Origin of the sequence: Brevibacillus fluminis (assembly GCF_003710825.1) — a bacterium.
Classification (GTDB): domain Bacteria; phylum Bacillota; class Bacilli; order Brevibacillales; family Brevibacillaceae; genus Brevibacillus_D; species Brevibacillus_D fluminis.
On record NZ_RHHQ01000008.1, the window covers coordinates 159,044 to 185,876 of the forward strand.

General features: G+C 51.0%; 20 protein-coding genes. 5 read left to right on the forward strand and 15 right to left on the reverse strand.

The features are described 5' to 3' along the window. The first annotated feature begins 9 nt into the window (after positions 1-9). Positions 10-876 carry a carbon-nitrogen hydrolase gene (locus tag EDM56_RS10165; RefSeq protein ID WP_122917803.1) on the forward strand — a complete coding sequence of 289 codons (867 nt, stop codon included), beginning with the start codon at positions 10-12 and terminating at the stop codon, positions 874-876. Between the two features lie 71 nt (positions 877-947). Here EDM56_RS10165 and EDM56_RS10170 read toward each other — a convergent pair whose 3' ends face one another. After that, a complete protein-coding gene (locus EDM56_RS10170; RefSeq protein WP_122917804.1) occupies positions 948-4,646 on the reverse strand; it encodes a M4 family metallopeptidase in 3,699 nt (1,232 codons plus the stop codon). A gap of 337 nt (positions 4,647-4,983) precedes the next feature. Between EDM56_RS10170 and EDM56_RS10175 the strand changes: the two genes are divergently transcribed. Continuing rightward, positions 4,984-5,673, forward strand: coding sequence for a class I SAM-dependent methyltransferase (locus EDM56_RS10175; protein WP_122917805.1), 690 nt, complete (start codon positions 4,984-4,986; stop codon positions 5,671-5,673). A gap of 47 nt (positions 5,674-5,720) precedes the next feature. Here the strand turns inward: EDM56_RS10175 and mdh are convergent, their stop codons facing one another. The 3 genes from mdh to citZ all read right to left on the reverse strand — a co-directional run bounded on the left by mdh (position 5,721) and on the right by citZ (position 9,222). Then, positions 5,721-6,659: a malate dehydrogenase gene (mdh, locus tag EDM56_RS10180; protein WP_122917806.1), complete on the reverse strand. Its 939-nt coding sequence runs from the start codon at positions 6,657-6,659 to the stop codon at positions 5,721-5,723. A gap of 45 nt (positions 6,660-6,704) precedes the next feature. Then, positions 6,705-7,988: an NADP-dependent isocitrate dehydrogenase gene (icd, locus tag EDM56_RS10185; RefSeq protein ID WP_122917807.1), complete on the reverse strand. Its 1,284-nt coding sequence runs from the start codon at positions 7,986-7,988 to the stop codon at positions 6,705-6,707. Between the two features lie 121 nt (positions 7,989-8,109). Next, on the reverse strand, positions 8,110-9,222 hold the full coding sequence (gene citZ, locus EDM56_RS10190) for a citrate synthase (RefSeq protein WP_122917808.1): 1,113 nt from the start codon (positions 9,220-9,222) through the stop codon (positions 8,110-8,112). 305 nt (positions 9,223-9,527) lie between these two features. On the opposite strand from citZ, the gene ytvI reads away from it, so the two are divergent. Continuing rightward, positions 9,528-10,652: a sporulation integral membrane protein YtvI gene (gene ytvI / locus EDM56_RS10195; RefSeq protein ID WP_122917809.1), complete on the forward strand. Its 1,125-nt coding sequence runs from the start codon at positions 9,528-9,530 to the stop codon at positions 10,650-10,652. Between the two features lie 72 nt (positions 10,653-10,724). Here ytvI and EDM56_RS10200 read toward each other — a convergent pair whose 3' ends face one another. From EDM56_RS10200 to EDM56_RS10250, 11 genes are all read right to left on the reverse strand, one after another. After that, a complete protein-coding gene (locus tag EDM56_RS10200; protein WP_122917810.1) occupies positions 10,725-11,306 on the reverse strand; it encodes a DJ-1/PfpI family protein in 582 nt (193 codons plus the stop codon). An 89-nt stretch (positions 11,307-11,395) separates the two neighbouring features. Then, positions 11,396-11,791: an FxsA family protein gene (locus tag EDM56_RS10205; RefSeq protein WP_122917811.1), complete on the reverse strand. Its 396-nt coding sequence runs from the start codon at positions 11,789-11,791 to the stop codon at positions 11,396-11,398. A gap of 77 nt (positions 11,792-11,868) precedes the next feature. Beyond that, the gene (locus EDM56_RS10210) at positions 11,869-12,282 is read right to left on the reverse strand and encodes an acyl-CoA thioesterase (protein ID WP_281274952.1); all 414 of its coding nucleotides are present in this window, start codon (positions 12,280-12,282) and stop codon (positions 11,869-11,871) included. A 13-nt stretch (positions 12,283-12,295) separates the two neighbouring features. Further along, positions 12,296-14,050, reverse strand: a complete 1,755-nt coding sequence (gene pyk, locus EDM56_RS10215) for a pyruvate kinase (protein WP_122917812.1) — start codon at positions 14,048-14,050, stop codon at positions 12,296-12,298. Between the two features lie 115 nt (positions 14,051-14,165). After that, a complete protein-coding gene (pfkA, locus tag EDM56_RS10220) occupies positions 14,166-15,125 on the reverse strand; it encodes a 6-phosphofructokinase (protein WP_122917813.1) in 960 nt (319 codons plus the stop codon). 231 nt (positions 15,126-15,356) lie between these two features. Next, complete coding sequence (gene accA, locus EDM56_RS10225) at positions 15,357-16,316, reverse strand: acetyl-CoA carboxylase carboxyl transferase subunit alpha (RefSeq protein ID WP_122917814.1); 960 nt, start codon at positions 16,314-16,316, stop codon at positions 15,357-15,359. Between the two features lie 2 nt (positions 16,317-16,318). Then, positions 16,319-17,200 (reverse strand): acetyl-CoA carboxylase, carboxyltransferase subunit beta, encoded by an 882-nt coding sequence (gene accD / locus EDM56_RS10230; RefSeq protein ID WP_122917815.1) that lies wholly within the window; start codon positions 17,198-17,200, stop codon positions 16,319-16,321. 16 nt (positions 17,201-17,216) lie between these two features. Next, positions 17,217-17,402: a glutamate decarboxylase gene (locus tag EDM56_RS10235; protein WP_122917816.1), complete on the reverse strand. Its 186-nt coding sequence runs from the start codon at positions 17,400-17,402 to the stop codon at positions 17,217-17,219. A gap of 86 nt (positions 17,403-17,488) precedes the next feature. Continuing rightward, a complete protein-coding gene (locus tag EDM56_RS10240) occupies positions 17,489-18,160 on the reverse strand; it encodes a FadR/GntR family transcriptional regulator (protein WP_122917817.1) in 672 nt (223 codons plus the stop codon). Between the two features lie 47 nt (positions 18,161-18,207). Next, positions 18,208-19,452: an NADP-dependent malic enzyme gene (gene ystJ / locus EDM56_RS10245; protein WP_122917818.1), complete on the reverse strand. Its 1,245-nt coding sequence runs from the start codon at positions 19,450-19,452 to the stop codon at positions 18,208-18,210. 145 nt (positions 19,453-19,597) lie between these two features. After that, complete coding sequence (locus EDM56_RS10250) at positions 19,598-23,062, reverse strand: DNA polymerase III subunit alpha (RefSeq protein WP_122917819.1); 3,465 nt, start codon at positions 23,060-23,062, stop codon at positions 19,598-19,600. Positions 23,063-23,195: 133 nt separating this feature from the next. On the opposite strand from EDM56_RS10250, the gene EDM56_RS10255 reads away from it, so the two are divergent. Continuing rightward, positions 23,196-24,461, forward strand: coding sequence for a S8 family peptidase (locus EDM56_RS10255; protein ID WP_122917820.1), 1,266 nt, complete (start codon positions 23,196-23,198; stop codon positions 24,459-24,461). Between the two features lie 154 nt (positions 24,462-24,615). Continuing rightward, entirely contained in the window at positions 24,616-26,766 is a 2,151-nt protein-coding gene (locus tag EDM56_RS10260) for a YhgE/Pip domain-containing protein (protein WP_122917821.1), read from the forward strand. Positions 26,767-26,833 lie beyond the last annotated feature (67 nt).

Below are 26,833 nucleotides of genomic sequence, written 5' to 3' on the forward strand. Positions count from 1 at the left end.
GACGTTTTCATGAAAACAAACAAAGTAACCATTGGCTTGATTCAAGGAAAATGCGGCAAAGATATTGCCCAAAACGTGGAATACCATGTACAAAAAGTCGAGGAAGCTGCGAAAAAAGGTGCGCAAATCATTTGCTTGCAAGAGCTGTTCAACGCTCAATATTTTTGCCAAACGGTAAATGTAGATCACTATGACCTCGCGGAGCCAATCGACAGCCCAACTTTGCAGAAAATGAGCGAGCTGGCGAAAAAATTCGAAGTTGTCCTGATCGTGCCGATTTACGAAAAAGCAGGACGCGGCGTTTACTTCAACAGCGCGGTCGTGTACGATGCGGACGGCTCCTATCTGGGAACCACTCGCAAAAACCACATTCCAGACGGCCCACAGTACCATGAAAAATATTATTTCGTGCCAGGCAACACCGGCTACCCTGTATATGAAACACGTTATGGCACGATCGGGATCGGCATCTGCTGGGATGAGTGGTTCCCTGAAGTTGCTCGCATCCTGGCTTTGCAAGGCGCAGACATCCTGTTCTATCCATCTGCAATCGGTTCCGAGCCGGATCACCCAGAGCTGTCCACCCGCAAGGCTTGGGAAAAGGCGATCTCCGCGCACGGCATCTCCAATGGCGTCTTCATCGCGGCGGTTAACCGCGTAGGCCAGGAAGACGATATGAACTTCTACGGCGGCAGCTTCGTCAGCAACCCGCTGGGCGACATCGTTCAATCGCTCGACGGTGAGGAAGGCATTTTGATTCAGGAAGTGGACCTTGGCGAAATCGACTTTGCCCGCAACCTGCTTCAATTTCTCCGCGACCGCCGAGTGGAGACCTACGGGCCGCTGCTGGAGAAGGAATTATTGAAGAAAAAATAAATAGTTTTCGGATCGATGACGAAAAGAACCGACAGGTATAGACCTGCCGGTTCTTCTTTCTTTTCGCTACTTTACTTTCCAATCACTGTAACCCGGATCGTCACTTTTTGATTCTGAATGGTTGCCGTAATCGTTGCCTTTCCTTCTGCGAGCGCCGTTATCACTCCGTCTTTCACAGTAGCAACTGCTGGCGCATCACTTGTCCATTCTGCTTTTTGTGTAACAATCTCTTTGCTTCCGTCCTTGTAATAGGCGGTTAGTTTAATCGCCTGCGTTTTATCGATCTCCAGCCTCACTGAACGTTTGCTGGGTGTGACCCTCTTTATTTCTTTAGGTACCTCTTTTGAGACGGTAACCGGAATCTCCAGGCGCTTCCCTTCATAGCGAACTGTGATAACCGCTTTCCCTTCCTTCTTACCAGCTGTGATCAGTCCCTGTTTGGCGGTTGCGATGGAAGAAGCGCTAGTACGGTACTTCGCGTTTGGATCATGGGTGATATCCTTCTCCGTACCATCAGAATAAACACCATAAATCGTCAGTTCTTTCTCTTCGCTCGGTTTCAACAATATGCTGCTTTCCGATGCCCGCATCCCGGTGAGAATCGTCTCTTTGGGTTCTACTTTTACCCGAGCCGATGCCGTCTTGTTCCCGTCGACAGTCGTGACCGTCACCGTTGCTTCTCCTACTACCAGCGGTGTCACCTTCCCGTTTGGATCGACGGATGCTACGGTTGGTTCGCTGCTTGTCCAGACCACTTGCTGGTTGGTTGCGTTGGAAGGCTGAATGCTTGCTACCAAACGTTCACCGTCCCCGCCTGCTTTCAACGTCAACGTTGTCTTATTCAGGCTAACGCTCGTCACCGGATAGTAGGACGGTGTTGGAGGCGTGTAGCTGGAAACCGTTACGGTGAATTGGGTTTGAGCTTGGGCTCCCTTCGAATCCTCAGCTGTTACCGTAATTTTCGCCTTACCCGCGGAGACCGGCGTCATGGTGATGGTGTTGTTTTGCATGCTGACGTTGGCCACTGCCGGAGTGTCCGATTTTGCGAATAGTGTCAGATTGTCCCTTGCATCAGCATCGGTGAATGTATTACCCGCATCAATCTGGATGCTTCCTTGTCCGGCTGTAAGCGATTGGTCGCGAATCGGGCTTGCGACAACTGGCGCGTGGTTGGTGTCATTGCCAGTTGTTACTGTAACTGGGTTGGAGAAGCCCTCGTTGTCGCCGCCTTTGACAAGCAAGCAAAACGTATACGATTGGTTGGGTTCTAAATAATCAACGGTAACACTCGAACTATCTACCTCGGGATTGGTCAATTTTCTTTTATCAATTTCCCCATCGTCATACATCTGCACGATGTAATACTTTTCAGCCCCGGGAGGAGGGCTCCATGAAAAACTTGCAGACGTGTCATCATGACCCTCACTTACAAAAGATGTAATGGGAGTAGAAAAATGTAACTGGATATCTGAATTAATACTCCCCGGTATCTCTTTTGCTTGGAAATGTTGAAACGTATCAAACGCATCATCGAAAAATTCTACTTCTATTGATGTGTTATCAGCTTTTTCATGCGATTTTACCTTACCAAACAGCCGAAGCTCGGCTGTATTAGTCGACCTCGTTAAGATGAGCTTTGCTGTCAGTCCTTCCGGAAGATTTCGAACGGCCGCACGATTCAGTTGTATCAAATCATCCCCAGGTCTCCCTCGGAAAGTAAACATATCAAGCCCCATTGTTATGGGATTAAAAAGAGAACCATCATTCACATAAGATTCATAAAAATCTTCGCTATAATATTCGATACCTGGCATTCGCTCAATATAAACATTCCATATGCGTGAGTAACCAACTTGGTTGGTGATCGTGTACTTTACAGGTTCTGCATGTAGAGCTTCGGTGAAATCCTGTTTTCCTTTTGGAGCATAGTCCATGCCTGGCGGAAGCTCGATGACAGGTTCTAATGCTTTCAGTTCCTCATCGGTAGTCTCATAAGGAACAAACGCTCTAATTATGGATTCCGTAGGATCTATGCTATCCACATTCCGCCCATCAGGCCTAAAGGTAAATCTCGTTGGATTCAGTCCAATACCCACCTGCTTCCAAGCATCATCAACAATTTTCTCCACTAGTGCGGAATCGAGCGCATTTTCTTGCGCGTATTCACTCGCGCCTAACAGGAAGGCTTCTCGTGCATCTTCAAATTTTGATACTGAGGTCAAATGGAATAAAGCATTATACGTCGTGTGCAGTAGTAGGTCTTTACCATCCAGACCTGCTGCAACAGCTTTGGTGGCAATCAGATAAGCAGCATGATTGGGAATGCCGCTGTTTATGTGGACACCACCGTTGTCATAATCATACGGCAAGTTTTGGTAGTCATTCATATGTGCAGGCTGATCGTATTTTCCCGGATTCTCCATATCCCGTAGAACAAGTCCCGTTTCTTCACCAATCTGCCAATCGCTATCTTTCTCTACGCCCTTTTCAATCAGTTCGCCCAAAATATCCGAAATGGATTCATTGAGCGCACCGGATTGGTCGCGGTATTCCAATTCTGCAGTATACGCCGTAACTCCATGCGTAATCTCATGCGCAACTACATCCAATGAGCAGGACAGGCATTTCATGCTGTACTCATATTCATACTGTGTATCTGTACTTCCATCACCGTAATACATAGCCCCCGTCGATTCATCAAAAAATGCATTATCCATTGGTTCACCCGGGTAATCCTCATAATGGACGACCGACTGAATACTCGTTCCTTTATTATCGAAGCTGTTGCGGTTCAGTTCGGATTGATAAAAATCATAAACCACCCCAGCATTGAAGTGCGCGTCTACCGCATCACTATCCGTAAATTCGCCGGTTGGGCTGGAAATACGGGTCCCCAAGTCTCCTCCATCTGAAGCCAATGTTTCAATGCTGCCATGTTCAGTGCCTTGCTGCCACATCTGCTTTGTGATATCCAGCAAATAGTACGCTCCTATGCTGTTTGGATCAAGCGCTCCCTCTTTATCTTGGTAAACATTCAGCTTGCGTGAAGCTTTTTCTCCTTGCCCTGTTCCCTCAACTGCATTCTCGAATTTGATACTTCCTCCTGCATCCTCATGCTGCAAATTGCTGTACTTATCGATAACCTCTCCCGTATCTGCATTAACAAAGCCAACCCAGCTGCCAATGGTCGGAGAATAATAGCTCAGTTTGATCCGATAGGCCAGGTAAGTTTTCCCTTTGAAAGGGTAGATCAAAAGCTCTGTGCTCGGTTTGGATGCTTTCCCTGTACCGGACCTGGCATCCCACTTGATCGGCTGCTTCAGCTCTTTTTCAAGTTCTTTCTGGAAACGCGAAACGGCCTTCTTTGCACTCAACTTCGGCGTCGTATCCACATTCAGCTTCTGCCCACTATCGCCTTCTTTGTCACGGACGGAATAAACCCGCCGCTTTTCATCCAAATGCACCTGCACGTATTTCCCGTACACCGGAATACCTTGGTAGGTCTGTTGATACAAATAATGATGATTTCCGTACTCGTCCGCCTGCTTCTTCAAAAGTGTAAGCTGGCTCTTCTCTCCGGAAACGCGTGCCACCTTCCGTTTCACCGTCAAAAAATCCAATACGTCCTGGTCGGTTTGCAATGGTTTGGACAAGACCGCTCGCTCTTCTTTTGCTGCCACCTTACTGCCTGTCCATCCAAATGATGAACAAACTAGCGCAATAATCATGATAATGCGAATAAAAAGAAAATGACGCCGAAAATTCCCCATCTCTCTACAAAATCCCCCTTTTTTCACAATGGGGCAATCATAACATAAGTGGTCTAATTTTCCAATTATTTCAATCAACTGTTCGCAATTTTGACTTAGTGTTATGCATCGGGCTCACCGTCGAGCATGCGAATGAAACCGCATGGCGTTTTTGGGAAAAGCAAGGCTTTGCGATCGATCGGGAGTTTCGCACATACTTTCGCGCCATTGTTTAGTAACGGAGGGGGGCTACAGTTCAGATATAGTTATAAACTATACAACTAATAAAATCTATATATTCGACCTATAACGAAATTTGTTTTACTATATGTCTAAGAATAGTAAGGAGGCGTAACCAATGGAAACCAATCGGAGTAAAGTCATTGAGCGGTTTGATGATATCGCGAGTGAATATGATCAGCAAAGAAGGAAACTGATCCCTTGTTTCGACGACTTTTATCGCATTCCCGTATCCGTAGCAAGTACAACCAAGGAATCTCCTACAATATTAGATATCGGGGCCGGAACGGGACTCTTCTCGTCCTTTCTCCTGGAGAAATACCCCCAAGCAAAATTGACGCTGATTGATATTTCGGAAAAAATGTTGGAGGTCGCAAAGTCGCGCTTTACGAATCAACCAAATGTAACATACATCGTGGATGACTATACGAAGCATGAATTTGCTGATACGTATGACATTGTTATTTCCTCCCTCTCCATTCATCATCTAACAGATGCGGAAAAGAAGAATCTTTACGCCAAGATTTTCTCCATCATGAACAACGATAGCTTGTTTATTAATGCTGACCAGGTTCTTGGGCATACCCCCTATATTGAAACCATGTATAAAGACGATTGGAAGAAAAAAGTGGAAGGCAGCGGATTATCTACTACCGAATTAACTTCTGCTTATGAAAGAACGAAGCTGGATAAAATGTCGCCATTAGATGAACAAATCACCTGGCTCAAGGATATTGGTTTTTCAGATGTAGATTGTGTTTATAAGTATTTTAACTTTGCTGTATTATTCGGAAGGAAACTGAAATGAAAAAAGGGGCTGCCCGAAGGCAAGCCCCTTTGCTTTTTTCGTTTGTTTTATGCCAAAACCTTCATGACGGTGCGAACCGAATCAGCAGATTTGTCCAAAGCTGCTCTTTCTTCCGCCGTCAATTCCAGCTCGTATACTTTCTCGATGCCTTTTGCACCCAGGAGGGTAGGTACGCCCAGGTAGAGATCGCTGTAGCCGTATTCGCCTTCTAAATACGCGATGGATGGCAGGATGCGCTTCTTGTCTTTGATGACGGCTTCAGCCATTTGTACAAGCGCTGCTGCCGGTGCATAGTATGCGGAACCGTTGCCGAGGAGTGCGACGATCTCGCCGCCGCCTTTGCGGGTACGCTCAACGATTGCATCCAGACGATCCTTCGGAATCAAGGTCTCGAGCGGGATGCCCCCTGCATAGGAGTAGCGAACCAACGGAACCATCTCGTCGCCGTGGCCACCTAGTACAAATCCTGTTACATCTTCAACGGATACGTTCAGCTCTTGCGCGACGAACGTGCGGAAGCGGGCTGTATCCAAAACGCCGGATTGACCGATTACGCGCTCTTTCGGGAAGCCAGATGTTTTGAAGAAAGTGTAAGTCATGGCGTCAACTGGATTGGACAATACAATAACAACGGAGTTTGGAGCATAGGTTTTCACTTGTTCTGCTACGGAACGCATGATGCCAGCATTTGTGTTGACCAAGTCGTCACGGGACATGCCTGGTTTACGAGCGATACCCGCGGTAATGATGACCATTTCAGCATCTTTGATGTCCTCATAGTTCGCAGTTCCCGTGATGTTCGCGTCAAAACCCAAAACCGGGGATGACTCCATCATGTCGAGCGCTTTCCCTTTGGTTGGGTTTTCCAGTTGAGGGATGTCAACCAGAACGACGTCACCTAGTTCTTTTTGGCCAAGGATGAATGCTGTTGTTGCTCCGGTAAATCCACTGCCGATCACGGCAATTTTTTTACGATTGAAACTCACATTTGTTCCCTCCTTGTATTTCCTTTTTAGTTGTACACCTCTATATTACATGTTTTTGATCAACGCATCAGCAAATTCCGAGCATTTCAGTTCGGAAGCGCCATCCATCAGTCGAGCAAAGTCATACGTAACGGTTTTTGCGGAGATTGTTTTCTCCATGGAGTTGATGAGCAGATCAGCCGCTTCGTTCCAGCCCAGGTGGCGGAACAGCATTTCCCCGGAGAGGATAACGGAAGATGGGTTCACTTTGTCCAGACCAGCGTATTTTGGAGCTGTACCATGTGTTGCTTCGAATACAGCGTGACCAGTTACGTAGTTAATGTTTGCACCTGGAGCGATACCGATACCGCCTACTTGTGCAGCCAGTGCGTCGGAGATGTAGTCACCGTTCAGGTTGAGCGTTGCTACGACATCGTACTCAGCTGGACGAGTCAGGATTTGTTGCAGGAATGCGTCGGCGATTACATCTTTCACGATGATTTTGCCAGCTGCTTCCGCTTCTTTTTGCGCTTTGTCAGCGTCGCCGCCTTCAGCTTTGATGCGGTCGTATTGTGCCCATGTGAATACGCGATCGCCGAATTCAGCTTCAGCCAGTGCGTAGCCCCATGTTTTGAAGCCGCCCTCGGTGAATTTCATGATGTTGCCTTTGTGAACTAGTGTAACGGATTTGCGGTTGTTTTCGAGTGCATAGTTGATCGCTGCGCGAACCAGACGCTCTGTACCTTCTTTTGATACAGGCTTGATTCCAATACCAGAAGTTTCTGGGAAGCGGATTTTTTTCACGCCCATCTCTTTTTGCAGGAACTCGATTACTTTTTTCACTTCAGGTGTACCTTCAGCCCACTCAACACCCGCATAGATGTCCTCAGTGTTTTCACGGAAGATCACCATGTCTGTTTGCTCAGGATGTTTTACTGGGGATGGCACGCCGTCAAAGTATTGAACAGGACGCACGCAAGCATACAGATCCAGCTCTTGGCGCAGTGCCACGTTGATGGAGCGGATACCGCCGCCTACAGGTGTAGTCAAAGGACCTTTGATTGCGATCAGGTATTCGTTGATTGCAGTGAGAGTATCTTCAGGCAGCCATTCGCCGTAGTTGTTGAACGCTTTTTCACCAGCGAAAACTTCGAACCAAGCAATTTTCTTTTCGCCTTTGTATGCTTTTTCAACCGCTGCATCGAGTACGCGTACGGAAGCGTTCCAGATGTCAGGACCAGTACCGTCACCTTCGATGAAAGGGATGATTGGGTTGTTAGGTACGTTGAGTTTGCCGTTATCGACTGTGATTTTTTCGCCTGCAGCAGGCAGTGCCAAATTTTTGAACAAGGAAAACCCCTCCATAATGATTAGTTCACTTTTATTGAAGTTAAAAGTTGTAAACAATGACAGACGTAGAGAAACTACCACAAGCTGGTGGTAGTCCTTCTACGCCATGATAAACCTGAACTTATCGCTGGTCAATTGGAACGTAGTGTTGATTGACTGGGCCGATATAATCCGCACGCGGACGAATCAGGCGATTGTTTTCAAATTGTTCCATGATGTGCGCAGTCCATCCGGACATACGGCTGATTGCGAAAATTGGCGTGTAGAGATCTGTTTCCAGTCCTAGTGCGATGTACACGGAAGCGGAATAGAAGTCTACGTTTGGTTTCAAGCCTTTTTCACCTGTCACCAATTCTTCGATTTTGACAGACATCTCGTACAGCTCGCTGCGTCCGATTTGTGTTGTCAGTTCTTTGGACATTTGACGCAGCCATTTAGCGCGCGGGTCTCCGTCTTTGTAGACACGGTGACCAAAGCCCATGATTTTTACTTTGTTTTCAAGTGCATTGTGGATGAATGGCTCTACGTTTTCCACGCTGCCGATTTCGCCCAGCATCGCTGCCACTTGCTCGTTGGCTCCGCCATGCAGAGGTCCTTTCAGCGTGCCAATTGCAGAAACCACACCGGAATAAATGTCAGTCAGCGTCGCAACGGTGACGCGAGCTGCGAATGTGGAAGCGTTAAATTCATGATCAGCGTGAAGAATCAGAGCTGTGTCGAAGGCTTTGACCGCTGTATCGGTTGGTTCTGTTCCATTGAGCATGTACAGGAAGTTTTTCGCAACGCAGTATTCTGGGTTCGGTTGGACAGGCTCCAAGCCTTTGCGAATGCGCGCATAAGCAGCGATAATCGTTGGTGTTTGCACCATCAGGCGGATCGATTTGCGATAGTTCGCTTCTTTGGACATATCCTGCGCTTCCACGTCATACAAAGCAAGTGTGGACACCGCTGTGCGCAGAACGGACATCGGATGCACACCCGCCGGATATGAACGGATTGCGTCAATTACTTCTTTTGGTACGACGGCATTAATGCCAAGATCTTTTTTCAGCTCATCGAGCTGTTCACGTTTAGGCAGAACACCGTGCCACAGAAGATAAATTACTTCTTCAAAGGTAGCGTTTTCAGCCAATTCATCGACATTAATGCCGCCGTAACAGAGTACACCGTCAACGATGGAACAGATCGCAGATTGCGCTGCAACCACACCTTCAAGCCCACGAGTCGTTGTCATAGTTCTCTCTCCTTTACCTGTCATGATCTGTAAGGCCCTCTCTTTTCCGCCGATTTTCTGTATCGATCGTAGGTCGTCTGTCTTTTGCATCGACGAAAAGAGAGACGGATGAAACGACAGAGCCCGGCAACGAAAAGAAAGAAAAACTTTCGTTCTCGGACATCATTATAGTAAATATTGTCCGATTTGTGAATACTAAAGTTTCATAGAGCGAAAAAGGGTTTTATTTTTCTCACAGCGTGTATTGGAAAGAATAGCATATTTTCGTTACAATAAAGTTACATTTCATGAAAGGGGAAGAGCGGTTGAACATACATAACTGGCAGGTTCGCCTGTTTCAAATCATCCGTTTTTTGTGGGTTGTGTTGTTGGTGTATGTTGGAGTTAAGGTCGTTCTCTTCGCAACACCTTTACTATACCCATTTCTAATCTCCATACTCATCGCCCTGGCTATCAACCCGCTGGTCAACCTCCTCTCAAATCGGGCCAAGTTTCCCCGTTGGCTCGGCGTGATTATCGCATTGATCTTACTGTTAGCCATCGTCGTAGGGGCCGTCACGCTTGTTGTGACGTTTACGGTGATCGAGATAGGGAATTTGACCGCCAAGCTTCCGCACACGCTTAATGAGCTATCTGGTTACGTCCAGAGCTTCATTACGCAGGAGACGTTAAACGGCATCTACAACCGTATCCAATTCATGTACGCACAGCTTGATCCGAGCTACCAGGAAACGGTCAAGGACACCATTGGCAAAACCGTATCCTCCATCTCCCAAGGTAGCAAGCAGTTCGCCCTCAATTTCCTCGACGCGGTGAAAACGTTGCTGCTGTCGCTGCCGAATTTGGCCACCGTGTTCGTCATCTCGCTAATGGGCGCCTTTTTCATCAGCAAAGACTTTTACTTGTGGCGAAATCGCTTCCGCCGGATACTACCGCAACGAGTAAACAGCCGCATGGACACCGTGATCCTCGACCTGCGGAATGCACTGGTCGGGTTCATCAAGGCGCAGATCACACTCGTAGCCATCACGGCGGTGATCGTGATCATCGGGCTGTTGATCATGGGAGTGCCGTACGCCGTCACCATCGGACTTTTGACCGGTGTGGTCGATCTGCTCCCATACCTCGGAACAGGAACGATTTTCGTACCATGGATCGTCTACATGTTCTTCAAAGGCAACTACAGCCTTGTTATCGGCCTCTCCATTCTGTATGCGGTAGTGCTGATCGTCCGCCAAATTATCGAGCCGAAAGTGGTCGCCGAAAATGTCGGGCTCGATCCGCTTCTGACCTTGGTCGCACTGTTTATTGGCTATAGCCTGTTTGGCTTTCTCGGGCTGATCGTCGGCCCTGTGAGCCTCGTTCTGATCAACGCCTTGTTCAAAGCGTGCGTGCACAAAGATGTTTGGCTTTATATCAAAGGGACCTAAAAAAACAAAGCCCAACGCTGCATCGAGTCTGCGTTGGGCTTCTTGCTGTTTGTACTGATGTAGTTTTTTCCTTTACTTCGTGATAACCATTTGCTCAACAGGCAGAACCGAGTCGATCACACTGTCCACCATCGCTTGATCAGCAAGGGTGCGGATAATCCAGGCCGACAAGTCCTGTCCTGCCAAACAGCCAGCAGCGGTTGCGACATTCCCGTTCTCCACAAACCCTCTGTCCACGACTTTCGCGCCCATGGAGGCAAGCAGCTTTCGCCTTGTAGGATAAGTAGTCGCTTCCATCCCCGTTAGCAATCCTAGCTTCGCCAAAAACAAAGCCCCCGAACACATCGAGCCGATTAGCTGCCGCTCGGGAGAAAGCGAGAAGCGATTCATGTATCTCCCGTCCTCAATGAGCGCAGGCACGCGGGGGCCGCTGGTGAAAAGTACCGCATCGGCATCAACTGCTTCCTCCACAAATCCTGTAGTTGGAATGCGCAGACCCGCTTGCGAAACATGGGTAGCTTCCGTCCCAACGATTTTCACCTGCCAATCGTCTCTGCCGCCGACCAATCGGACCCGGTTTAACAAGTCCCAGGGCAAAAACAAGTCGAGGTCCGTAAAATCATCAAACACAACGAGCGCGATCGTCGTTCCCATTTCCAATAACCCCCATCCACGAATTGGAGTTATTGTAACAGGCTCACAACCGATGGTCACCATTCCAATGTGCATGGAACTGCAGTGAACTATCTGCGAAACAGAAACCTTATTCTGCCCGATGTCATCTGCTTCAACAGCCAACCTTTGATCAGCGTGCGCAAAATGGCGCGCGTCAGTGGAATCAGCAGCATAAGTCCGACTATATCAGCCAAAAAACCAGGCATGATCAAAAAAAGCCCGCCTAGTAAAATAAAGACGCCATCGATCACAGCATCTGTCGGCATTTGGCCACGGGAAAGCTGGACTTGGATCAATCGTAAAATCTCCAGCCCTTGCTTTTTGGCAAAATAGGCACCTGCCACGCCTGTCAGCAGGATGAGGAGGAAGGTCGGCCCTGCACCGATGGCCTTCCCCACTAAAAACAATCCCCACAGCTCAACTGCGGAGGCAAGGATGAACACAACGGCAAGCAGGCGAATCATAGCCACTCACACTCCTTTGCGTGACAAAACCGGGGATGCTTCTATGAGCACCCCATTTTGTCTGCACCATCCGCTCCTTAAGCCTGCCCCATCAACCACTCATACAGATCGGGAAGCAATTTGGGCAAGCGGACGGGTTTGAATTGGAGATTGGTAAAAACGTGCTTGGTCGTACCGGTGACAAGCAACTGCTCATCCCGGTATACTTCATAGCCAAAGTCAAGGCGGACCGGTGTGATCTGTTCGATCCATGTCCTTACTTCAACGATGTCGTCATAACGAGCGGGGGACTTGTACGATACCTGCACATCTGTCAATGGCAAGAGCAGCCCCTGCGTTTCCAGCTCGCGATAGCTGATGGAGGCATCGCGCAAAAACTCCGTCCTGCCGATCTCCAACCAGTTCACGTAATTGGTATGGTAAACAACGCCCATCTGGTCCGTTTCGCCGTAACGAACGCGAAACCGAATGGTCTTCTGCTGTTTGGCCACATTCTTTCACTCCTTACAGTACGCGCGCCAACCCAGTATAAATGTGGCCGCGCTCCGTATCGACCGTAACGGTCTGTCCTTCCTTGAGCAGCTCTGTCGCACGGCTTGCACCAACGATAACTGGAACATTCAAATTCAAGCCGACGATTGCGGCATGGGACGTCAAGCCGCCCTCTTCCGTGATCACTGCGCCCGCGCGTTCGAAAGCGGGAATCATTTCGGAATCGGTGCCGATCGTTACCAGGATCGCGCCGTCTTCCATTTTGTCCAACGCTTCTTTAGCATTATTGGCAATAACGACCTTGCCTGTCACCACTTTGCGGCCGATGCCTTGTCCACGCGTGATGATGTCGCCGATCACGTGGATTTTCATGATATTGGTCGTGCCTGTCTCACGAACAGGGACACCCGCGGTGATAATCACCAAATCGCCATGGCGGACCATGCCAGATCTGAGCGATTCTTGAACTGACAGCTCAAGCATTTCGTCTGTCGTATGTGCCATCGGTGCCAGCAGCGGGTATACGTTGTTGACCAGTGCCAGTCGGCGAAGGACATCCGCATGCGGCGTCACCGCGATGATCGGCGCTTTCGGGCGATATTTGGAAACCATGCGCGCAGTATGACCGCTTTCGGTCGGCGTGATGATAGCAGCCGAGTCCAGATCGAGCGCCGCGTTGGCAACCGCTTGGCTGATCGCCTCAGTGATCGTCACTTGCTTGCGCATCGCTTGCAGTTGGAAAATTTCGCGATAATTCAGCTCTTGCTCGGTTCTCACCGCAATCCGCTCCATCGTAGCCACGGATTCAATTGGATATTTACCCGCAGCGGTTTCACCGGACAGCATGATTGCATCGGTACCATCAAAGATGGCGTTCGCCACGTCGCTCGCTTCCGCACGGGTCGGACGAGGATTGCGCTGCATCGAATCGAGCATTTGCGTAGCTGTAATGACTGGCTTGCCCAGTTCATTGCATTTGAAGATCAGTCGTTTTTGCACGAGCGGAACTTCTTCAGCTGGAATTTCCACGCCAAGGTCGCCGCGAGCTACCATCAAGCCGTCGGCAACTGCCAGAATCTCGTCCACATTGTCAACGCCCTCTTGGTTTTCGATTTTGGCGATCACATCGATTTTGGTGTGGTGACGCTCCAAAATTTCGCGAATCTCCAAAATGTCCGCTGCTTTGCGCACGAAGGAAGCGGCAATAAAATCGACACCTTGCTCGATGCCGAATACGATATCCTCGGCATCCTTGCTGGTGATGCCCGGCAGGTTTACTTGCACCCCTGGCACATTCACGCCTTTTTTGCTTTTCAGTGTTCCGCCGTTTTTGATGCGGCAGATGATATCGGTTCCTTCGATTCCTTCTACGACCAGCCCGATAAGGCCGTCGTCAATCAGAATGGTGCTGCCAACGGTGACGTCTTGGGGTAGCTCTTTGTATGTAATGGAAACGCGCTCCGCTGTTCCCGCAACCTCTTCGGTCGTCAAAACCAGAATTTCTTCTTCGACCAGTTCCACGGAATCAACCGCAAGCGAGCCTGTCCGAATTTCGGGACCTTTTGTATCCAACAAAATGGCGATCTGCTTGCCGGTTTGCTCGCTTGCCTCGCGAATGTTTTTAATCCGGGCAGCATGCTCCTCGTGGGATCCGTGGGAAAAATTCAAACGGGCAACGTTCATCCCCGCGTGGATCATTTTGACCAATGTGGAAACAGATTCACTGGCTGGCCCAATCGTACAGACAATCTTCGCTTTTCTTAGCAATGCAAGTCCCTCCTTGAAGTGTGAAGCTATGTAGTGCTGGCACGCAAACAACCTGAAACGCCGGAACAGGAGAGCATATGCCTCCCGTCCCGTGCCATTTCAGTGCCAAAAATGATTATATAGAGAGCGAACGAGCCAGGTCATAGATAGACAGATCCAGCTCATGTCGCTGTTGTAACGCCTCATTGAAATCGAAATCGACAATTTGATTATTCTGAATTGCCACCATCCGATCTTTCTTTCCTTCCAACAGCAGGTCTACGGCCGCTGCCCCCATCCGACTTGCCAGCATCCGGTCAAACGCTGTCGGCGAACCGCCGCGCTGGATATGGCCCAAAACGGTGACGCGTGTTTCCCAGCCTGTTTTTTCCTTAATCTGGTCTGCGAACGATGCCGCACTGCCGCATCCTTCGGCAACGATGATGATGGAATGCTTTTTGCCGCGGCTGCTCCCCGCATGCAGACGTTCCACGATGTCGTTTATGTCATGGTCCGCTTCCGGGATAATGACGGTTTCTGCCCCTGCTGCAAGACCTGCCCACAGTGCCAGGTCACCCGCATCGCGTCCCATCACTTCAATAATATAAGTGCGTTCATGAGAGGTGGCTGTATCGCGAATTTTATCGATCGCTTCTACGATGGTGTTCAATGCTGTATCGAAACCGATCGTAAAATCCGTGCACGGAATGTCATTGTCAATTGTACCCGGTACGCCAATCGTCGGAAAGCCTTTTTCTGTTAATTTTTGTGCGCCGCGAAACGATCCGTCTCCACCGATGACGATCAAGCCATCGATCTCGTGCTGGTTGAGCTGCTCTACTGCTTTTTGCTGCCCCGCTTCCGTGCGGAACTCCTCACTTCGTGCGGTGTACAGCGTCGTGCCGCCGCGGTGAATGATATCACCGACTGACCCCAGGGTCATTTCTTTAATATCTCCCCGAATCAGCCCATCATAACCGTGGTACACCCCGAAAATTTGCAGGCCGTGAAAAGCCGCCCGTCGTACCGCTGCCCGAACAGCTGCATTCATTCCCGGCGCATCGCCGCCGCTCGTCAACACTGCCAATCGTTTCATATCGCTCACCTCTTCACCCTTCTCCATGATTAGGATGGCTGCAAACGAAAAACAGTATGTACTATTCTTCACATGCGCCACCCTGTTATATACAACCTTACCTATCTGTTATACAAATTAACGACAATATGACATACTTATTCTTCGCATGTCGCTAACCTGCAATCCATTGGTACGAATACGATTGTAGCAGATTTAATCAGGAGAAAAAAGCAGAAAAAAGCCTCCGTTTTATGAAAGGGAGGCGTATTGACCAATCTGTTTGAATTTCACGTAACGATCCTGTATCAATTCTTCCGGCGTCATCTGAATGAGCTGTTCTAGTCCGGATACAAGCGTTGCTTTAAGCAGCTCTGCCTGTTTGACCATGTCGCGGTGTGCACCGCCGAACGGCTCCTCGATCATACCATCGATGATCCCCAGCTCCAGCAGATCCGGTGCGGTGATTTTCATCGTTTCGGCTGCCCTCTGTGCCAGGCCCGCGTCTTTCCAGAGCAATGCCGCAGCTCCTTCCGGCGAGATGACCGAGTAGGTGGAGTTTTCGAGCATATAGATCCGGTTGCCCAGACTGATTGCTAACGCTCCGCCGCTTCCGCCTTCCCCGATGACCACGCACAAGATCGGAACGCCGAAACCGGCCATTTCACGCAGATTGCGCGCGATCGCTTCGCTCTGGCCGCGCTCTTCCGCCGTCTTGCCTGGAAAAGCGCCTTGCGTGTTGATAAAGCAGATGATCGGACGCTTAAATTTGTTGGCTTGCTGCATCAGGCGCAATGCCTTCCGATACCCTTCCGGATGCGGGCTGGCAAAGTTGCGCGCGATGTTTTCTTTCGTGTCTTTTCCTTTTTGGTGGCCGATGACGGTAATTGGACGCCCATCCAAATATGCGATGCCGCCCACGATCGCCATATCGTCCCCAAACAGCCTGTCCCCATGGAATTCGATAAAATCCGTAAAAATATGATTGATGTAATCAAGGGTAGTGGGGCGCTGCGGATGACGCGAAAGCTGAACGCGTTGCCATGGTGTCAGTTGGCCGTAAATTTGCTCAGCCATCTCTTTTGCTTTGATTTCCAAACGCGCAACCTCGTCGGAGAAATCAATGCCCTTCTCCTCGGTGAATCTGCGCAGCTCTTTGATTTTATCTTGTAGCTCAATTAACGGTTTTTCAAAAGGAAGCTCGCCTGCCATCCCTACACTCCTTCCCGCACGGTGTGCATTTCCACGATTTTGCCCAATGTTTCGCGCATGTTTTTGCGGTGCACGACCATATCGAGCTGACCGTGTTTCAGCAGGAATTCAGCAGTCTGAAAATCTTTCGGCAACTCCTGGCGAATCGTCTGTTCAATGATCCTGCGTCCGGCAAAGCCGATCGTAGCACCCGGTTCGGCGATATTGATGTCGCCCAGCGATGCGAAGCTCGCGGACACGCCTCCCGTCGTCGGATGCGTCATGACGGAGATAAACAGCAGCCCTTCGCGATCCATCTGTGCGAGCGCAGCGCTCGTCTTGGCCATCTGCATCAAGCTAAGTGCGCCTTCCTGCATGCGTGCACCGCCCGAGGCAGCAAACAAAATCACCGGCAGCTTGCGTTCGAGCGCACGCTCAATCGCACGGGTGATTTTTTCGCCAACAACGGAACCCATGCTGCCCATGCGGAAACGCGAGTCCATGACGCCGATGACGATGCGATTGCCCATCAAAAGGCCTTCTCCCGTCACAATCGCCTCATTCAAATTGCTCAGTTCCTTGTCCTTTTCCAGCTTGTCCAAGTAACCAGGGAACCCAAGCGGATTCGCGCTCAGCATATCAACATCGAATTCTTCGGTGAGCACGCCGTCATCGAGCAAAGACGCGATCCGTTCAGGCGCGGAAAGCGAATAATGATGCTGGCAGCCTTTGCACACGCGAAGATTTTTTTCCAAGTCCTTGGAATAATGAATAGTGCCGCAATGAGGGCACTTGCTCATCAAGCCCTCCGGCACTTCTTTTTGCTCTATAGCAGGTGCGCGTTCGATTGGCTTTGTTGGGACTGTCGCGAACTTGCGCTTTTTCCCGAAAAGATCTTTTAGCACCGTAACACCTCATCTTTCATTCAGTGAAGGATCGAGCCAACACCTCTTGGACTTCATGAAGCTCGCTCTGGGGGACAAGGATTTCAAATTGCTTCGATACTCCTGCTTCCCGAACCTTTACCAGGAATCCTTCGTCTGTCAGCCGATGCTGAATGCGTTCTGCGATTCTGGCGCTGGGAGCGATATAGATGACCGTCCACATGATGGTTCCCTCCTCCAAACTCCGCTACAATATGTAACCTGACATATCATATCACAGCGCGGTTTATCGCCGCAAACTCCTGTTTCTCACAGTTTGCTGTTCTCCAGATGGCTCAGCATTTTTTCGACTGCCGACTGTTCGTCTCCCGATCGGATTGCTTCCATGATGCCGCGATGCTCATCGACCGCCGTGCGGGCACGTCCTTCGCGGGAAAGCGATTCGTTGCGCACGCTTTCGCTGTATTCGACCAGCGGTGCCCAAATACGGTGCAGGACGGAATTGCGGCTGGACCGACAGATGACACGGTGAAACTGGTAGTCTTCCTCTGTCGGCACTTTACCTTCTGCAATCCGTTCCTCCGCTTGCGCTAAAATACGCTCCATTTCCTCGAAATGTTTGCTGGTGGCCCGCTTGCAAGCCAGGCGCACCGCATCGATTTCGAGAATTTTGCGCATCTCGACCAAATCTTTCTTGGTCTTGACATCGCGTAAAACAAACATGCCCAAGATGTCAATCAGCCGGTTGTGGCGATAATGCTTCAAAAATGTACCCTCGCCCCTGCGCGTCTCGATCAACCCCAAAAGCTCCAATGCTCTGAGTGCCTCGCGCACGGAGGAGCGCCCAGCGTTCAACGTTTCGGACAGATCCCGCTCCGAGGGCAATTTGTCACCCGGTCTCAGGTTGTTTTGCTGCACGATATCATGGAGCTGCAGCAGAATTTCTTCGTATACTTTGCGTTCTGTCTCGGAATGGAGCACGCCTATTCTCCTCTCGTGTGAAAGTCATTTGGTCTAGGGAGTGGAGATTATGCTTTTTGCAAAGCCGCTTGTGTCAGCTGGAACGTTTTTTCTTTAACCGCTTCAGGATCAACCGTTTTGCGCGCTACGCCCGTTTCCATCGCTGCTTTGGCAACAGCTGCCGCTACATTCGGTGCCACGCGTGGATCGAACGGAGCCGGAATCACTTTATCAACGGACAGCTCTTCAGGAGCGATTAGGCTTGCGATCGCATGAACCGCTGCCAGCTTCATCTCTTCATTGATGCCTGTCGCATGCACGTCCAGAGCGCCACGGAAAATGCCTGGGAATGCCAGCACGTTGTTCACTTGGTTCGGGAAGTCGGAACGTCCGGTACCGATAACAGCCGCGCCCGCTTTTTTCGCTTCTTCCGGCATGATTTCCGGAACAGGGTTCGCCATTGCGAAAATAATCGCATCGCGGTTCATCGTCGAAACCATCTCAGGTGTGAGCGCGCCTGCTACGGAAACACCGACGAATACGTCTGCACCCTTCATCGCATCTTCAAGCGTGCCTTGAAGCATGCTGCGGTTCGTGATTTTCGCCATTTCTTCCTTCACGGCGTTCATGCCGAACGGACGGCCTTCATAGACGATCCCTTTCGTGTCGCACATGATGACTTCTTTAACGCCCATGCTGATCAAAAGCTTCATGATCGCGATGCCCGCTGCGCCTGCACCGTTTGCAACCACGCGGATTTCTTCAAGCTTTTTGCCGACCACTTTCAGCGCGTTGAGCAAACCTGCAGCCGTTACAATTGCAGTACCGTGCTGGTCATCATGGAAAACAGGGATGTTGCACTCTTTTTTCAAGCGCTCTTCGATTTCGAAGCATGCAGGTGCCGCGATGTCTTCCAAATTCACGCCGCCAAAGGATGGTTGAAGCAATTTGACTGTTTCTACAATTTTGTCAATATCATTAGTTTGCAAGCAGATCGGGAATGCGTCCACGCCCGCAAAAGATTTAAACAAGACCGCTTTTCCTTCCATAACCGGCATAGCCGCTTCTGGACCGATGTTACCGAGGCCAAGCACAGCCGTACCGTCGCTTACTACCGCCACCGTGTTACCCTTCATCGTGTAATCATACACTTTGGATACATCATCGAAAATCTCTTTGCACGGCTCCGCAACACCCGGGGAGTAGGCCAAGCTCAGGTCGTATGCGTTACGCACTGGCACCTTCGTAACGGTTTCCAATTTCCCTTGGTATTTTCTATGCAGTTCCAATGCTTCTTCACGTAAGTTAGACATCCCGTCATTCACTCCTATCTCACCTATCAGGTCTCTGGTAGTACGCTTGGAAGTGGTCAGACCACTTTTTAAACTATGTACTCATTATATCAAAACACTTTCATCTGTAAACCTACGGAAAAATAGAAAAAAGGGAGGTTAACAATCATCCTCCCCAGTTTATGGTCATTTCTTTCAAGATTACGCTGCTATGTCCAACAATATCTCGCGCTTTCGCCAAAAATAGCTCGTCTGCATCGATCCGAATCGTCTCCGGCAGGCGAATTGACTGCTTTTTGGCTTCGTAATAAAGCACGATAGGAATCGTTCCCTTTTTTCCGACAAAAAGCTCCTGAAGCTTCGGCAATGTCGAATCATGCTCTTGCTCGGCGGTGATTTTGATGAACAGAACAGGCGCCGCGGCAGGCTTGGGCAGCGTCTCAAGGTCCCACATCCGGGACAGCATAAGCTTCGGCATATCCTCCTGTATGTCCACGCGTCCTTCTGCCAGTACCATCCGCTCCTTGCCAACGAGATCGCCATACTTGGCGAACACTTGCGGGAAAGCGACCGCCTCCACGAGCGCGGTTTTGTCCTCCAGCGTCAAAAAGGCCATCGGGTCGCCCTTTTTCGTCTGGATGCGCTTGAAGTCCAAGATCATCCCAACGACTTTCACCTGCTGGTCCTTCTTACCTTCATACATGGAAGCAACACTTGCGACCTCGGGCCGACTCATCACGTGCGCGTATTGGTCGAGCGGATGCCCGGACAGGTAGAGACCGAGCAGCTCCCGCTCTTCCTTCAACTGCTGCATCCGGTTGAACGGCGGCACTTCCGGATAGCCGTTGGCATCGGTCATCGTCTTGCCGACGGCATCCTGCGCCCTTGGCTCCTCTTCTTCCAGCGAGGCGAACAGATTCAATTGGGAGCCGCTCCGCTCCTGGCGCTTGGAGACAGCTTTGCCCATCGCCTCATCGAGCAAGACGAGCTGTTGAGCGCGGTGGCCCGGCAGGCTCTCCAATGCTCCAGCCAAAATCAGCGATTCCACAACACGTCTATTGACCAAGCGTCCATCCACACGCGTGCAGAAATCGAACAGGTCGCGGAAATGCTCCCCTTCCCGTTCGGTGGTGATCTGGTCGATTGCACCGTAGCCGACGTTTTTGATTGCGGCGAGGCCAAAGCGGATACCGCCCTCCTCAGGGATAAACCCGGCCTCGCTACGATTGACATCAGGCGGGAGCATGGCAATTCCGAGCCGTTTTGCTTCTTCCGCATATTCCGCGATTCTCGTCTGGCTGCCGATCGACAGCGACAGCAGGGCGGCCATGAAGGCGAGCGGGTAGTTTGCCTTGAGATACGCCATTTGGTACGCGATGACGGCATAGGCGACCGAATGGGCTTTGTTAAAGCCGTAATCGGCGAATTTGACGATCAGGTCATAAATTTGGTTGGCGAGCGCCTCGTCGTAGCCTTGGCGGACGCTGCCTGCCACGAATTTGGCTCGCTGCTCGGCCAAGAGCTCCCGTTTTTTCTTGCCCACCGCCCGTCGCAAAATGTCGGACTCGCCAAGACTGAAGCCTGCCATTTTCGACGAAATCTGCATGATTTGCTCCTGATAGATCATGCAGCCGTACGTTTCTTGTAAGATCGGCTCAAGGTCGGGATGGGCGTACTGGACTTTTGTCAACCCATGTTTGGCTCGGATGTAGTCAGGAATGATCTCCATCGGGCCGGGGCGGTACAGTGCCACTACGGCGATGATATCGGTAAACGCGGTCGGTTTCAGCTCACGCAGCACATTGCGCACGCCTGCCGACTCCAGCTGGAAGATCCCGGTTGTCTCGCCTCGCGTCAGCATGCGAAACGTCTTTTCATCATCGGTCGGCAAATTGTCCAAGTCGAGATAGATCTCTTGGTGCGCGAGATGGCGAAGCGTTTCCTGAATGATCGTCAGGTTGCGCAGCCCGAGAAAGTCCATTTTCAAAAGACCAACCGCCTCCAGCACCTCCATCGGGTATTGGGTCAGCGCCAGTCCCTCGTTGCCCTGCTGTAGAGGGACATACTCGGTCAGCGGCTCGCGTGAGATGACGACGCCCGCCGCATGTGTGGAGGCATGGCGCGGTAGTCCCTCGAGCCCCCGCGCAGCTTCGATCAAGCGGGCTACCTCCGCGTTTTGGAGCGCCAGCTTGCCGATCTCAGGGTTGAGCGCCATCGCTTTTTCCAGCGTCATCCCCGGCGATTGCGGGATCATTTTCGCCACACGGTCCACGATCCCGTGCGACAATCCAAGCGAACGGCCCACATCCCGCACTGCCGCCCGCGCTGCCAATGTTCCGAACGTGATGATTTGGGCGACGCGGTCACGACCGTATTTTTCGGCCACATACTGAATGACCTCATCGCGACGCTCCACAGAAAAGTCGATATCGATATCCGGCATCGTCACACGTTCCGGATTGAGAAAACGCTCGAACAGCAGGTGGTAGCGCAGCGGATCGACATTCGTGATGCGAAGCACATACGAGACAAGGCTGCCAGCTGCTGATCCGCGCCCTGGACCTGTCGGAATCCCCTTTTCATGCGCATACTTCATAAAGTCCCAAACAATGAGAAAATAATGGGTAAATCCCGTCCGCGTGATAATCGCCAGTTCGTGCATGAGCCGCTCGCGAATCTGTGGCGTGATTTCTCCGTATCGATCCTGGCAGCCTTGCTCGCACAGCTCTCGCAGGTAAGCATCGGCATCCGATCCCGGCGACAAAGGATACTGTGGCAAAATATGCTGGTCAAAAGCAAGCTCCACGGAGCAGCGAGCGGCAATGGCATCCGTATTGGCAAGCGCTTGGGGAGCGAAAGCAAACAAGCGCTCCATCTCGTCGCCGCTTTTCAAATAAAACTCTTCCGATTCGTAGCGCAGTCGATCTTTGTCTTCGATTGTTTTGCTCTCGCCGATTGCCAGGAGAATATCGTGCAGGGCAGCATCCTGCTTTTTCACATAATGAACGTTATTCGTTGCGACCAGCGGAATGCCGGTTTGCTGGTGCAGCCGCAACAGACGCTGATTCAGTCGGCGTTCCGTCTCCAGCCCGTGGTCCATCAGCTCCAAATAAAAGCGTTCCGGTCCAAAGGTTGTTTGGTACCACATAGCCGCTTCACGCGCGCGATCGGCATCGCCTGCTAGCAGGTGGGTGCCCACCTCGCCTCGCTGGCAGCCGGATAAGGCGATCAGCCCTTGGCTATGAGCTTTTAGCCATTCTTTATTGATACGCGGCAGCATCTGGTACCCTTTCGTGGCAGCCAACGTCGCCAGCTTCAAGAGATTTTGGTAACCGGCATTGGTTTCAGCCAGCAATGTCAAATGGTAGGGAGCGACCGCCTGATTGCGCGGCTTGATTTCCTGCAGGTCGCCATCGATCACGTACATCTCCATCCCGATGATCGGCTTGATCCCCGCTCCCACACAAGCCCGGTAAAACGGGACCGCTCCATATAAATTCGCATGGTCGGTAATCGCCAAGGCCGGCATGCCAAGCGCTGCGGCCCGTGCGATCAGCTCGTCGATACGCGCCGCGCCGTCAAGCAAGCTGAATTCGGTGTGTATATGCAAATGAACGAAAGACATGTCCATAAATCCTCCAGGCGATTATTTGTTCTCCTCCATTATAACGCAGCTTTCTCTTTTTTCACGTATGTGGGTATTCAAACACGCTCTTTTTCGCTGCTAGCCATAACGTAGTGTATTCGTAAGGGAGGTGCGAACCATGGCCCTGTATACCACCGACTGGATAAGGCAGCACAAGCACTTGCTTGATCTCCCCTTGCGTAAGGGATTGCGGCGGGCATCCCCTCAAACGAAAAAAGAAAACGCACGCTATCCAGTGATTGTCCAATTCAAAAAAAAGACCCTTCCGTCAACGATCCAATCGTGCAAAAAACAGTGGGGGCCCTCATCGTTCATCGCGGCCCGCCGCTTAGGCATCATAAAAGCTATCTCGGGAACCGCTACGCTTTCCTGTCTGCAGAAAATGTGCGAATCCAAGCATGTGGAACGCATTTATTTGAATCAAAAGGCAAAAATGTCGCTTGATGTCGCGGCACCGAGCGTCGGTCTAACTAAATCGACAACAAATCGTTTCACAGGAAAGGGGGTGACCATCGCTATCCTCGATACGGGAATTTACCCCCACCCCGACCTGAAAGGAAGGATCATCGCATTCCGCGATATCATCCGAAAGCGCACGAAGCCTTACGATGACAACGGGCACGGGACGCATGTCGCCGGATGTGCAGCTGGGTATGGCAACAACTCCAAAGGAAAAGTAGCCCGCCGGTTCATAGGTGCCGCTCCTCATGCCAAACTCGTCGGTGTTAAAGTACTGGCTAAGGACGGGCAAGGAAATTTTGATGACATTATTGCCGGTGTGCAATGGTGCATCCGCAATCGCAAAAAATACGGCATTCGCGTGCTCAACCTCTCGCTGGGGGCTGAACCGTTGTCTCACAACAAAAACGATCCGCTCTGCCAAGCGGTTGCCCGTGCCGTCCGCGTCGGTTTGGTCACCGTCGTCTGCGCCGGTAACAACGGGCCCAACCGCCGCACGATTTACACGCCGGGAATCTGTCCTACAGCGATTACGGTCGGAGCGACGGATGACCGAAACAAGCTGAAACAGACCGCTCACAAGATCGCCCGCTTCTCCAGCCGTGGCCCCAGCATTTACGGCCAGCTCAAGCCTGATTTGGTCGCGCCTGGGGTCAATATCACCTCGTTGCGCGCGCCCGGCTCCTTTTTGGACCGCGAGCTGGTGCGTCATCGCGTCGGTCGCTGGTATTTCACGCTGTCCGGCTGCAGTATGTCGACACCGCTGGTCGCCGGAACCGTCGCCTGCATGCTGGAGGAAAATACCAAACTGACGCCACGGCAGGTGAAATCCCGCTTGCTGCAGCATACCGTCCATCTGGTCAAAACCAACCGCTACGCGCAAGGAAACGGAGAGCTGAACGCCAGGTTCCTAAAGAAAAAATGAATACCAGCCAAAATGGCACCGGAAGAACGGCCGAAATGGGCGTTCTTTTTTCACTAGGCGTTTTTTCTTTTCTGCACATGTTTGGAAAGTTTTGAGGCATGGTAAAATATACAAAAACCTGCGTGGCCGGCGTGTGAACAGGAGAGAAGCTGCTATGAACAAAATCGGAACCATTTACTGGACAGACCTGAAAAAAATCGCCACCAACTGGGCTGCGGCAGTCGTCATTCTTGGACTGGTCTTTTTGCCGTCACTGTACGCCTGGTTTAACATCAAGGCATCCTGGGACCCGTACAGCCAGACGAGCGGAATCGCCATCGCTGTCGCCAACAACGACACCGGCTCTGCCATCCGTGACAAACAGATCAATTTGGGAAATGAAATCGTAAACTCCCTAAAGGACAACAAGAAAATCGGCTGGACGTTCGTATCCGAGGAAGAGGCGATCAAAGGGGTGCAGGAAGGCGACTATTACGCCAGCATCGTCATCCCCGCCGATTTTTCCGCCAAAATTGCAACAATCATGACCAATAATCCGCAAAAAGCCGAAATCATTTACACCGTCAATGAAAAAATCAACGCGATCTCCCCGAAGATTACCGCCAAAGGCGCAAGCGGCGTGATCGAGGAAGTGAACCAAAATTTCATCAAGACCGCTAACGGCACGATCTTTCGGATCTTTAATGAAATCGGCGTTGAGCTACAAAATCAGCTGCCCACCATCGAAAAGCTGAAAGCACTGGTTTTTCGCCTCGAAGGCATGTTCCCCGAGATCAACCAGGCGGTGGGGCGCGGGCTGACTGACGTCGAGCGAGCAGCGCAAATCGCCGCGAAGGTTCAGCAGGATTTGCCGCTCGTCGCCCAACTGGGCAAAGACGGCACCGACTTTTCCAATCGGCTTGGCGATTTTCTTACCAAAAGCGAGGATGCCCTGATCAGCGTATCCCCCACGATCAAAGCGGACTTGGCGCTGTTGCAGCAAGCAGCGGCGGCAGCGGAGCAATTGGCTGTTGTTCTGCAGGAGAACAAGCCTGACCCCGCCGTCGCAAAAGCGTTGATCGACCAGACGATCAAGCGGCTTACGGTGGCTGCTTCCGTGACCGACAAGCTAAAGCAAGCGCTGACGCGTCTGGAGGACATCTCCGACGGCACCAGGCTGATGCCCGCCATCAACAAGCTGGGACAGGCCCAAAGCAGATTCCAGGAGCAGGTCGCGACGTTAACCAAAATCAAGAACGCCATCGACAAGGGCGAGCAGCCTGCCGCAGAGCTGGTCGACCACATGCACAAGCTGGCTGCTGAGACGAATGCGATAGTCGGCGATATTCTCGGACGCTACGATAGCGAAATCCAGCCGTCCGTTTTGAACGCAATTGAGCAGGCGAAAAAGGCGAATCAGCGGGTCGGTGCCGTCTTGACCGACGCGGTGCAGAAGCTGCCCGAGGTGACACGCGTCGTACAAGATGTCGCCAAGGCATTCGCTACCGGAAAAAAAGAACTGCAAACCATCCAGCAAAACTTGCCCACTTATGAAGCCCAGCTAAAAGCGCTTGCCACCAAAATGCGCGCTTTAGACAAAGAGGCCAATCTGCGGGAAATCATCGACCTGCTGCGTCATGACGCGCAAAAAGAAAGCGAATTTTTTGCAGAGCCTGTCGTGTTGAAGGAAAATCGACTTTTTCCGATTCCTAACTACGGCTCAGCCATGTCGCCATTTTTTACGACGCTTTCGCTTTGGGTCGGGGCGCTATTGCTCGTATCGCTGCTCACGGTCGAGGTACATCATCCTGAGACGTCTTACCGTAGCTACCAGATTTATTTCGGCCGATTCTTCACCTTTCTCACGATCGCCTTGCTGCAGTCCTTGTTCGTCACGCTCGGTGACATCTATCTACTGGGCACGTATGTATGCAACAAGCTGTGGTTCGTCCTGTTCGGGCTGGTGCTGAGTGCCGTTTTCATGCTGATCGTCTATACGCTCGTCTCCGTATTCGGCAACATCGGGAAAGCTCTGGCGATCGTGCTGCTCGTGCTTCAGTTGGCAGGCTCTGGCGGGACGTTTCCGATCCAGGTGACGCCACCGTTTTTCCAGGCGATCCACCCGTTCCTCCCCTTCACCTATGCAATCAGCATGATGCGTGAGGCGGTCGGCGGCATTTTGTGGCATGTAGTGACACGCGATCTGATGATGCTAGCCGTCTATGTCGGCATTTTCCTTTTGCTCGGCCTTGCTTTAAAAAAGGTCATCAACCGCGCAAGTACCGGTTTTATCCAGAAAGCGAAGGAAAGCAAGCTGATCCATTGACGCTCTAATGGACAGACACCTTTTAGGCTCTCTTTGCCATATCATGGGTTATAGTTTACGTGATCAA

Bases quoted from the DNA above. Each gene is read 5' to 3' on its own strand.
- EDM56_RS10165 (WP_122917803.1), top strand. From the start codon at position 10: ATGAAAACAAACAAAGTAACCATTGGCTTGATTCAAGGAAAATGCGGC.
- EDM56_RS10170 (WP_122917804.1), bottom strand. From the start codon at position 4,646: ATGGGGAATTTTCGGCGTCATTTTCTTTTTATTCGCATTATCATGATT.
- EDM56_RS10175 (WP_122917805.1), top strand. From the start codon at position 4,984: ATGGAAACCAATCGGAGTAAAGTCATTGAGCGGTTTGATGATATCGCG.
- citZ (WP_122917808.1), bottom strand. From the start codon at position 9,222: ATGACAACGACTCGTGGGCTTGAAGGTGTGGTTGCAGCGCAATCTGCG.
- EDM56_RS10200 (WP_122917810.1), bottom strand. From the start codon at position 11,306: ATGGGAACGACGATCGCGCTCGTTGTGTTTGATGATTTTACGGACCTC.
- EDM56_RS10205 (WP_122917811.1), bottom strand. From the start codon at position 11,791: ATGATTCGCCTGCTTGCCGTTGTGTTCATCCTTGCCTCCGCAGTTGAG.
- pfkA (WP_122917813.1), bottom strand. From the start codon at position 15,125: ATGAAACGATTGGCAGTGTTGACGAGCGGCGGCGATGCGCCGGGAATG.
- accA (WP_122917814.1), bottom strand. From the start codon at position 16,316: ATGGCAGGCGAGCTTCCTTTTGAAAAACCGTTAATTGAGCTACAAGAT.
- EDM56_RS10235 (WP_122917816.1), bottom strand. From the start codon at position 17,402: ATGTGGACGGTCATCTATATCGCTCCCAGCGCCAGAATCGCAGAACGC.
- ystJ (WP_122917818.1), bottom strand. From the start codon at position 19,452: ATGTCTAACTTACGTGAAGAAGCATTGGAACTGCATAGAAAATACCAA.
- EDM56_RS10250 (WP_122917819.1), bottom strand. From the start codon at position 23,062: ATGGACATGTCTTTCGTTCATTTGCATATACACACCGAATTCAGCTTG.
- EDM56_RS10255 (WP_122917820.1), top strand. From the start codon at position 23,196: ATGGCCCTGTATACCACCGACTGGATAAGGCAGCACAAGCACTTGCTT.
- EDM56_RS10260 (WP_122917821.1), top strand. From the start codon at position 24,616: ATGAACAAAATCGGAACCATTTACTGGACAGACCTGAAAAAAATCGCC.